The organism is Psychromonas antarctica (assembly GCF_022267535.1).
Lineage (GTDB): Bacteria > Pseudomonadota > Gammaproteobacteria > Enterobacterales > Psychromonadaceae > Psychromonas > Psychromonas antarctica.
This window is the reverse complement of the sequence record NZ_JAHNZV010000093.1, coordinates 1-10560: the sequence shown is the minus strand read 5'-3', so window position 1 is coordinate 10560 and position 10560 is coordinate 1. Positions and strand designations below refer to the sequence as shown.

The window sequence follows — 10560 nt, the reverse complement described above, 5'->3', positions numbered from 1 at the left end:
TTTAAAATACTGTATCAGAATCTGAAACACGAATGACATTGATCACTAAAAAATGGATCCATATCTCTTTTTTGCGCATTTCTGATGATTGACAGAATAGTTCTAAAACACCTATTGTTGACTTTATGGCTGATTTTATTTTTGCCTATAGAGCGTTGTTTAGAATTAACGACTAATGTGTATCAGGCATTAAATATGCCAACATCTAAACCCTTGTTCTACGGGGCTTACATCTATTTATAAAAATTATAGAGCACCAAAGAGAGGCGTTAAAAAGCTTTTTGCACCAATATAAAGCGTCAGTAACAGCGTAACTATTTTTTATTGCATCACTTTATTCTAAAAGAATCATGCTTTTGAGTGTCCAATTGCCATACTGGTCGATATTTTGAGGGGGATTTATTTGTGGGACCATGGACTGAACCGGCTGTAGCTTGTGCTGTGCGTTTTCACCCTAGCTCATGCCATCTCAAGCATTAAATTACAGCTTTCCAAGTTTATAAGTGAGGTGTTTATTGGCATCAGAAAAAAATGAAAAATCAACGTTATTCAAGTAAGCTAGATTCCGAGTGCCCTTTTGTTGCGATTTATGCTGTGCCACACTGTATATAGTCAACAGGAAGGTTCTTCTTTCTTTTATTAAATTCGAGAATATACTCAAATACAGAAGATATTTGTCAATTTAAAGATCGGCATTTAAAATATTTCATCAACAAGAAATAGATAAATTAAATCATTTTGAATAACAGCACTATCACCAAGGAGAGTTGAAATGCCAACAAATACAAGTAAAACGCGTAAAGATGAATTGGCTGCCAGTAAAGAGGCTGCATTGGAGGCTTATGATAAATTATTGGAGGCCAAAGATCATTTCAAATTGGCAGCTGAAGCTGCTGGAGTCGACTTAACGGCTGAAGCAACCGAACAATTACTTAAAGGTCGCGCCAAAACTGAAAAGCTCGGCGAGCAGGCGTCTACTTTTATGCGTGAAAAACCGTTGTCTACGTTAGGTATTGCCGTTATTACCGGCTTTGTTCTTTCGCAATTATTTTCCCGTAAATGATCGATACTTCGGATCCAGCAAGCCAAGCTGACAAGGCAGAAAAACCGAAGCAGCTTGATGAGGTGCAACTGTGGGTCGGCTGGCTTCAACAGGCAGCAGCGACTGGCTCTGATGTTTTTCAGTTATTGCGACTTGAATTACGCCTCGCTATTGCTGATAGCAAACGATTATTAGTGCTATCGCTGCTTATTATTCCAATGCTGATGCTAACATGGCTTAGTTTTAGTGCGCTGCTCGCATGGCTTATCTATCTGCTAAACACATCAATAACAGAGGGGTTAGTTGCTCTCTTTATTACCCAAGTATTAGGCTTAGTGAGTATCTTTCTGGCCTGCAAACATTATAACAAAAGCCTCAGTTTACCCTTAACTCGGCAGCATGTTCGCCGACTTGTTGGAGCACAGAACTGTGACTCGTAGATCCCTGCGTTGTGAAATTCAATCCGTAAACCAACGTTTGAATCAACGCCACAATCAATTTCAGTTGACTAGCCAACAATTAAAAATTGTCCTAAAAACGCAAATGCCTTATTTCATAATAGCAAGCGGCCTGTTAGTCGGAGTGGTAACAGGTGTTATGGGATGGCGAAAAACTTACAAAGCGGTTATCACTGGTTATCGTTTTTATCCTTTTCTTAAGAATTACAGTAGTCACCTGATGAGCAATAAACAATGAGCAATACTAACAGTGAACTGGTTAGCCTAAACAAACCATTAAACACCGCCCTTATGTCCAAGGGTTCTATTTTTACCGTTCCCATCTACGGGCTCTTAGCGCTGGGACTTCTTTATACGCTGTACTTCGCCAAATCATTGTTAATACCTATACTCGTGGCTCTCTTATTTGCGTTGTTACTCAGCCCGCTGGTCGCTCTCTTCAAGCGTTTTTATGTTCCCCGCGCGGTATCTGCAATTTTACTGCTCGCCATGATTGGCGGTCCGGTGACTATTTTGACCATTAAACTAGCCGAACCGGCTCAAAAATGGTTGGAACAACTTCCCCAGCTATCGGCTAAGCTTACGGGCGGGCTTGATAAACTAAGCCTCGCTATAAACCCGGAGTCGGCGGCGCAAATAAACACGCAATCATTGCCCGCTAAGGAAAAAGGCTTCAGTTTGTTTGGTTGGTTTAGCGATGATGAAGGTACAATCGTTGCCGAGGAAATAAACAGTAATGGTAATAGCGCACTTTCAGCTCGGGTTATGCAAGGTGGAATGGAAGTCATTATTTCTATATTGGGCGCAACACCCGTTGTCATTGCGCAGTTTGTGACATTCGTTATGCTGGTGCTGTTTCTACTGATCTTTGGACCGCGATTATATAATGGCTATCTACAAATTTTTCCCTTAGAACAAAACAATCACCGCTCAGTTGAACTGATAGAAAAACTTCAGAACGAGCTATCTCGCTACATTGTTACTGTAACTATTATCAATACAGGGCTGGGTATTGTCACAGCGAGCGTATTTTTGATGATGGGTGTGAACGATGCAATACTCTGGGGTGCGCTGGTTGGTTTGCTTAATTTTGCTCCCTATGTAGGTCCCATTATTGCTCTTATCATACTCTGTCTTGCGGGTGTTACGCAGTACGGTATAGGGCTCGTCGCACTACTACCGGCCGCTGTCTATTTTGGGATCAATCTGTTAGAAGCCCAATTTATAACCCCTACCGTGCTCGGCCGTCACATGCGCCTCAATCCATTAATATTAATTCTGTGGTTACTTATCTGGGGTTGGCTTTGGGGACCCGCCGGCGTATTGCTGGCTGTGCCTTTATTGGTTTGCCTCAAGCTCACCGCATGGCAGTTGAATATACTGACCGATTGGGTAAGGCTAATTGAGACGAGCGCCTAATCCTAAATGTAACGAAGCTAATCTCTCGAAAGGTCTTTTTATTACGCTTTTTCTTGGTGTCCGAGCTAACGACCGTGATTGGTAACGGGGATGATAAGCCTGTGTGTTTTTTCACTCACAGAGACTTATCAAATTCCCACTAACAAAGATCCTGAGGGAGCATTTTTCTATATATGAACCTTTGTAAAGCAGCTGCCTATAACTGATACCAATCACAATAATTAACTGGTCTATTTTACTTGTTAAAATAACTTATTTCTTCGTTATAAGTTTCGTAAAGGGAACAACCATTTACCTCAACTTATGCCTTAAACTAAGCTATTTTTCCTACGCAAAATTCAGAACACTTATTTAATGTAATTGGTATGATATCTGCCGTGGTGATTAGGAAACTGTATTCGCTTTCGATATCACCACACAAGCGGTTTGTTTTTGTTTACCAAATCCAATTATCTGTGACAATGCAGCCTTACCGACAGGCACAAAGGCTGAAGCCATTGCATCTGCTTGGGTTTCGGCGTCTGGATCATGAATAAAGAAAAATTTATCGCTCACCCCACTGAGCACAATCCAATGCGGCTCTTTACTGCCATTAAAACGGTAAGTACTGATCAGCAATAATACACAGGCACCTTGATTAACCCAAGCTTCTAGCTGCGCTTGACTAGGTGGCGTTGCTATCATTGTGACCCCTTGCTCTGTTAATTGCGCACAAAAGTCTTGATGAACTAGCTCAATGACCTGCTTTTTATTAAGATCTCGTACACTGTCAATAAATGGCGTACTTTGTGATTGGCTCCACAGCTCTAAATGAAAGCCTCGCTTAACTGCTGCCAGAGCTAATCCTTGCCCACTACAACCGCCATGCCCTGCCGCCATATAAATGGTGGTAGCTTCACGCCACAATTGCAGTTCAATCGTTCGACTTGGTTTAAACTCTTTAGTAAGACATGCAAAGCTCATCAGTAAACAAGCAGCCCCACAACTAAACGGCGTTGTTTGTACATACAGTGGCATAGGTAATAATATTTTTTTCTCTTGTGGGAGCAGACGTTTTTGCATCTTTCTACCGTCGCAAAGGTCATCGTAATAATGAATCAATAATTTAAGTGTTTTATAGCCCATTTTTTCATATAAATTTATTGCTGGACTATTGTCATTTCTCACTTCTAGACGTAATGTTGTTGCACCTTGTTCAAGAGCTGTGCGCTCGCATTTTGCAATCAAATGCTGTGCAATTTTTTGCCCTCTGAACTCAGGCTTTACAGCAAGTGAATACAACCTTGATAGCTGTGTACCTTGATGAAATAGTAGCAATGCATATCCTGCGAGTTGCGTACCATTATCCGCAACAAATATTATCGCTTGCTGGGAATGTATAAAACGCTTCATTTGGCGTGGAGAAATTTTATCCCCATCAAAGAGTTGTAGCTCTAGCGCATTAAGGGCAGAGAGATCTGCACTGCTTGCAAGACGAAAATTCACGGGTCACCCTTAAATGGTTGGCAAGATAACATTCAATCATATCCCTAATATTTCAGGATAAATATAGCTATGGCAAACTTTTTAATCGTGACTGATCAGTCTAGTGATTGGCAAGAATACTTTCCATCAGATCAAGTTGTCAGTGTTGATCACTACCTTAATATGGACTGCAAACAAAACCAAACTAGTGTACAAGTTGTTAATTTATGTCGCGATTATAACTATATGAGTAGCGGTTATTACTGCTCCTTAATGGCGGAAGCACGAGGTCATCGGGTGATCCCTCGCGTGATGGCAATCAACGATATTAATCAGCCATTTTTACTCTCCTCTGAATTATTGAAATTCAACAAATTCAGCACGCAAAGTGACCAGATAAACTTTAAGATTTATTTTGGTCGTACGCCAGAAAAAGGACTAGAGAAATTAGCTCGTCATCTTTTTGAACAATTTATGGTACCGGTGATCAATTTATCCATGAGCCAGCATCAAGGGCAATGGCAAATCAATGAAATAACCCCTTATCCTTTCCAAGATTTAGCCGATCAAGAGCAGGATTTTTTTATAGAGTCATTTGATCATTTCTCTAGCAAAATTTGGCGTAAGCCTAAACAAGATAAAAAATACCGTTATGATATAGCAATGCTTGTGGATCCTGAGGAAAAGATGCCTCCTTCTGATGCCCCTGCATTAAAACGATTTCTCCGCGCAGCGAATCGTTTAGGGATGAACTTGGAAACCATCTCACCCGATAATATTTCTCGATTAGGGGAATTTGACGGCTTATTTATCCGTGCCACCACCAATATCAGCAATTTCACCTATCGCTTTGCAAAAACCGCTGAAAAAATGGGACTGGTAGTGATGGATGATTCAGAATCGATCATGAAATGTACCAACAAAGTCTTTCTCACTGAACTTTTACAACGCAACAATGTACCCGCCCCGCAGAGTGTGATATTACAACGCTTCGATCCTCAATGGAAAAGCAAAGTAATCGCCGAGTTAAGCTTCCCTATGGTGTTGAAAATTCCAGATGGTGCTTTCTCGCGTGGGGTGGTTAAAGTCCGAGATGAACAAGAACTCATACGCGAAGCCGGGACACTCTTTGCAAAAAGCGCCTTAATTTTAGCGCAAGCATTTATGCCTACCGATTATGATTGGCGTATTGGTGTTATGAACCGTCAGCCTATTTACGCTTGTAAATACATGATGAGTCGAGGCCATTGGCAGATTTACCAACACCATAACAGTGGCCGTGTTTCTTCGGGAGGTTATGAAACTTTCGATCTTAAACAGGCGCCTAAAAATGTAGTTGATATAGCAGTCAAAGCGGCTAATTTAATCGGTGCTGGTTTATATGGTGTCGATTTAAAAGAAATCGATGGCAAGGTCTATGTCATCGAAGTAAATGATAATCCGAGTATTGACCATCATGTTGAAGATGCTTTTTTAGGCGATCTACTCTACGATCGTGTGATGACGGAATTTTTACGCCGTATACAAATGCGCGGATTTTAGTCCAGGTATAAAAAGTTCCCCAATCGAATATTTTTATTTTAAGACTCGATGAATATTGGTTATAACACCGTAGTTGCTTGCCGTTTGTCTTGCGCTGCGGATGTTATAATCTAACAACTTGATTTTCTGGAATTTACTCCGAGCAACAAAAGATTTGCAAATAAATCCATCCCAAGATCACCTACTCTGCCATCTTCTTTTTAACATATCGCTTACCTAGGGTAACGACCAAAACCCCTCCGAGTACAAGTATCGAGGAGATGATTAATTTAATAGTAATCATTTCATTAGAAAATAAAACACCCCCGAACGTTGCAATTATTGGCACTGTCAATTGAATGGTTGCAGCCTGTGTTACCGTCAATCGCGCCAGCGCAGAATACCAAATGGCATACCCTAGTCCAGACGTCACTGCGCCAGAGACGATAGCTAGCATCAGACCTTGGTTGGATATCTGAACTTGTTGCAAAGTTAAAATTGTAAGCAATACAATAAAAGGTAGTGTTCTTAAAAAATTGTTAGTTGTATCCAGCAGTGGCGTTTTTGATCCCTTACCCGCTAGCGTATACCCTCCCCATGCAATGCCTGAAATAGACATCAATGCGAAGCCCATTAGTGAAGGAGCAGAAGCACCTGGCATCAATAAAACAAACAATCCTAATAACGCGGCAAATAGTCCCACCCACTCCAGACAAAGAAGTCTCTGCCCTTTTAGCAGGCCATATACAATCATTGTGCCTTGAACTGAGGCAAACAATATCAATGCACCGGTCCCCGTATCCACGGAGATATATGAATATGAAAAAGCGATTGCATATAAAAATAAAAAAAACGCAGATAACCAACTGCCGCTTCTTAGATTTATTTTACCCTTGGTTCTCATTGCGACCAAAAATAGCAGGAACACAATGCCAGAAAGCAACCTAATCGATGTAAAACTGGCGGCATCTATCACCCCATCATATAGGGCTAAACGACACAGCACCGAATTTCCAGCAAAAGCTAAAAGTGCTAAGGCGGTTAATAATATTGTTTTAAGCATTGCACCTCGCAGATAATGCCTTATAACGATGCGAGGCATTATTTATTAATATTTTATTACACGCAGTAAAGATAATTATGACGTCATTCCCGCAAAGTCGATTTACTTGGATATAGAGATGAAGCGTTCATTATCGATGATTCGCAGTGGAAAACAGTCACTGTCTTTATTGATCACCATACTGCTATCCGCACGAACACCCGTGCCAGCATATAAACCAGCAGCGGTAAATGTGGATATTTGTGTGTAGTAACTATCTATCTTTGGTAGCGCGTAAAGTTGTTGATAAATGCACTGTTGCGTATCGAAATCCCCGGCGGTCTGTTCAATGACACGATCTTGCTTATCGATCAAGGAGATATTGGCTCCACAGCGGCCCACTATCGGTTTAATAACATAACCGCTGCGTCGTAAATCTGAATTAATTTCAAAGGCGCTGTTAAGAAGCAAAGGGTGATTAGGGAAAAGTTGCCATAAAACCGGCAAAATCGCTTTATTACTGGGTATAAGAGACCACAGCGGCTCATAAACCATAATATTTTCACGCAGCAATACATCTGCTAATCTAATCGCCCTTCCCGATTGCCAGTCCGGCTCATAGGCATTATTTGAATTTATATCGTAATTTTCTTCACTACGAAGTTGATCAAGCGCTGTTTCCCACGCCCATGTCTTCCATACCCATTTAAGCGGTTCATTGTCTTTATCTATGATGTCGCCTTGTTCGTTCCATGACAACCCATCAAGACGGACGATAAGTTTGCTTCTGATCCCTGCTGACTCTAGAACGGACTGCATAAAAAGTGCGTGGTACTTTTCTTCTGGATCATCATCTCGCAGTATGTGAATAAGATCGTTTGTATGGTTTTTCGCCCATGTTTTAACAAGACGAGTAAAAAGTTCTTTTCCAGCATTCGTTGCTGGATCTATATTTTGATGGTCAAACCACTTCCCTTGTATTTTTCCCGCTTCCAGATAACAAGACGCTGAGTCACAGTTATATTCATAAACCTTTATTCCCTGTTCTGTCATGGCAAAGTCAAAACGACTGGTGATAAGTTCGTTCAAACGGTTGTCCCACGAAGTACGTATTTTAGGCAGAATAGACGCCGGTAAGTTGAATTTTTTCAGTAAATCATCGTTTGCTAATACATAGTCAGTTGCATGCATAAATAAATTATGTAGCTCATTAGTCGCATGTTCAAGTTGTTGTTCAGCTTCTTCTGAGATAGTAAAATAGCGGCCTTGTTCCTGCTTATTGTGAGTCAGGCTATGGCCCCCCATTGCGTCTACAAAGGCCGACTCATCGGCATTAGCAATATTTAGCCATGATTTGTGTACAGATGACTGCTCTGGCAAGTTGAATGTTTTTATGGAAAAAAGGTGCGGATCGATGGAATGAGTCGGCTCGGCATAAGTATCGTCACCAGTCTGGATCATCCAGCCAAGAATTTCAGCATCACCATAAGAGCAGGATATCCAGTATTCGTTATCATCATCAATTCGAGCGTGCAGTTGCCGAGAGTAACCACTACCTTCCTGCCATAAATAATGGGTAGTATTTTGTTCGCCAATACGTATATGGTTGGAGGAAACCTCCGTAATGACAGCTACATGCCCAGTAACTTCAAACTCACCACCCTCATTCCAGATAAGCAAGCTGCCAACTTCTGGATGACGCCGGTTACCATTGCGAAAAGCATGTAACGGCAAGCGTGTATTGGTTTTAATATCACGCACACTACGTAGGTTGAAAATGTCAAAGGCCATGGCAACATCGTCGAATATGTATCCTTTGTTCAGGTACATCCAACGACGGGCGAATTCAACGCATTGCCACTTGTACCCCATATATATGCCATCAACATAATTACGAAAATCACTTCGTTTGGGATAATCTTCTTTTGAGGCTGATGGATAATCAGATGAATATGCAGCAACTGATCCCGGAGCGAACCCAAGGAGGTGGCCAAATGATTGTTGTTCAGGTTTTTTCATGGATGCGCTCCGAGTGTTCATGGGCTATAAGCTAAGGTGCTTTATAATATCATTGTGTTTAATAAAATGATCAAATATTGTATACGCTAAACGAATGAAAAAGTGTCATTTTTAAGCCATAAAAGGCAATTGGCGGGATTGAAAACAACTCCGTTTTCATTAATTTTAAACCGTAAGACTCTTCCAATATTGATGCAAATTGGGGTATACAAAATTACAGTAGTGATAAATAGACTTGAGGTATGAGCGGGACATAGGCCTTAATAATTTGCGATAATATTCCACAGTTTTTGTCGCGTAGATTAGACCGTTAGAAATTACAAATACGGAGAGGTAGAAAAAATATGATCTAAATAATGATTACTTCGGCATTTTTAAATGGATTTTAATGCGCTTCTCATAGTTAAGAGTTGTTAAAGTGTTAGACCAGTATTTATTGACTAATCTGTGAATTAATCCACTTTTTTGAGCATGTTTGATTGCTCTGTCAATGATTTTTTGATATTTGGCACCTGCGTTTATACCTTTTTTACTTAGATAAAAACAAAAGTCACGGTCATAAATAAAAATTAATTTATTTTCAATTTGCAACTCTGGATATTTTTTTGCATCGTTTGTAACTTCGTTAAGGCCCCTTGAAATATAATTATAATCTCTACCATAAGGTATCATTTTAAAAATCGACTTCCAATTCCCTGAGCTTTCTTTATATTTTAGGTTGTTTTTTTCCCATATATTTACGTCAAACCACGCTTTTCCCATACCTGCAACTAAGTTCAATTTTTTAAAATCCTGCAAGTTTTTTACACCATTGTAAAGAGGCTGTTCCCCTTTTTTGATAAGTAATACTCTCTTACCAATTAGACCTTCTGTAAGACCGACTTCAATCGGGATATACTTTTTGTTTGATTGCTTAGTTTCTAGCGACCAGTATATTGAAATTATGCCGTTATCCATGTAGTTTTTTATTCTTCGTTGAGGCAATTGTCTGGATATAAGGACGGGGGTCTGCCCTGAATGGCACTGCATTAAGCCTTCCCACCCTTGGCTCCTGTGTTTTTCCTCTGTTTTGGCGGGTGCCCATTTTTTAGAACATTAGCCCTAGCTTCATGCCTTGGTACCATTAATAAACTATAAGCTGAAGCTCTCCTTTTTCTTGCCCTAGGCTCTACTCGTCCAGCCCTTTTCCCTACTTGATGACCTGCAATTATAAATAGAAATCTTTGGATATTCATTGCAAAATTTATGAATTTAGCTGAAACGGAATTCCATATTTGTAGCGTATTTTTGAAGCTAATTGATCTTATACTAAGGCTAAATTTCTTCGCCGTTTGCGCCATCAAAATTCGAATAAGATTGTTTGCCAACAAATAAATCCATATCTCTTTTTGACACATAGCAGGGGATTTGCAACTTAGCTCTGACATACCCATTGTCACTTTTAAATTTCTAAAATCAACCTCAATATTCGTGAGCTTACGGCTGCATAGTTTGACTTGGGCGGTTAGCCCAATTCAGTCTTTTTTGGAAAGCAAGTCAGCCGTTACTCACTATTTTCTAGATAATTCCATGGCAGGTAATTTTCTGGGTTGGCT

The 10560-nt window shown here is 40.3% G+C and carries 9 protein-coding genes; 4 read left to right on the top strand and 5 right to left on the bottom strand.

The features are described from left to right. Positions 1-772: 772 nt before the first annotated feature. From KSO91_RS13895 to KSO91_RS13885, 3 genes are all read left to right on the top strand, one after another. Positions 773-1063 (top strand): DUF883 domain-containing protein, encoded by a 291-nt coding sequence (locus KSO91_RS13895; protein ID WP_238743635.1) that lies wholly within the window; start codon positions 773-775, stop codon positions 1061-1063. Next, positions 1060-1482: a hypothetical protein gene (locus KSO91_RS13890; RefSeq protein ID WP_238743633.1), complete on the top strand. Its 423-nt coding sequence runs from the start codon at positions 1060-1062 to the stop codon at positions 1480-1482. The genes KSO91_RS13895 and KSO91_RS13890 overlap by 4 nt, the downstream gene beginning before the upstream one ends. Positions 1483-1734: 252 nt before the next feature. Continuing rightward, positions 1735-2919 carry an AI-2E family transporter gene (locus KSO91_RS13885; RefSeq protein WP_238743631.1) on the top strand — a complete coding sequence of 395 codons (1185 nt, stop codon included), beginning with the start codon at positions 1735-1737 and terminating at the stop codon, positions 2917-2919. Positions 2920-3303: 384 nt separating this feature from the next. Here KSO91_RS13885 and KSO91_RS17780 read toward each other — a convergent pair whose 3' ends face one another. Continuing rightward, a complete protein-coding gene (locus KSO91_RS17780; protein ID WP_238743630.1) occupies positions 3304-4404 on the bottom strand; it encodes a GNAT family N-acetyltransferase/peptidase C39 family protein in 1101 nt (366 codons plus the stop codon). A gap of 69 nt (positions 4405-4473) precedes the next feature. Here KSO91_RS17780 and KSO91_RS13875 point away from each other — a divergent pair, with 69 nt between their 5' ends. After that, the gene (locus KSO91_RS13875; protein ID WP_238743628.1) at positions 4474-5925 is read left to right on the top strand and encodes a RimK family protein; all 1452 of its coding nucleotides are present in this window, start codon (positions 4474-4476) and stop codon (positions 5923-5925) included. A 181-nt stretch (positions 5926-6106) separates the two neighbouring features. Here KSO91_RS13875 and KSO91_RS13870 read toward each other — a convergent pair whose 3' ends face one another. The 4 genes from KSO91_RS13870 to KSO91_RS13855 form a co-directional block, all read right to left on the bottom strand. After that, a complete protein-coding gene (locus tag KSO91_RS13870; RefSeq protein ID WP_238743626.1) occupies positions 6107-6967 on the bottom strand; it encodes a DMT family transporter in 861 nt (286 codons plus the stop codon). Positions 6968-7069: 102 nt separating this feature from the next. Further along, positions 7070-8965, bottom strand: coding sequence for a bifunctional glutathionylspermidine amidase/synthase (gene gss / locus KSO91_RS13865; protein ID WP_238743624.1), 1896 nt, complete (start codon positions 8963-8965; stop codon positions 7070-7072). Between the two features lie 360 nt (positions 8966-9325). Then, the gene (locus tag KSO91_RS13860; protein WP_238743623.1) at positions 9326-9922 is read right to left on the bottom strand and encodes a hypothetical protein; all 597 of its coding nucleotides are present in this window, start codon (positions 9920-9922) and stop codon (positions 9326-9328) included. Between the two features lie 71 nt (positions 9923-9993). Beyond that, a complete protein-coding gene (locus tag KSO91_RS13855) occupies positions 9994-10392 on the bottom strand; it encodes a hypothetical protein (RefSeq protein ID WP_238743621.1) in 399 nt (132 codons plus the stop codon). Positions 10393-10560: the final 168 nt, after the last annotated feature.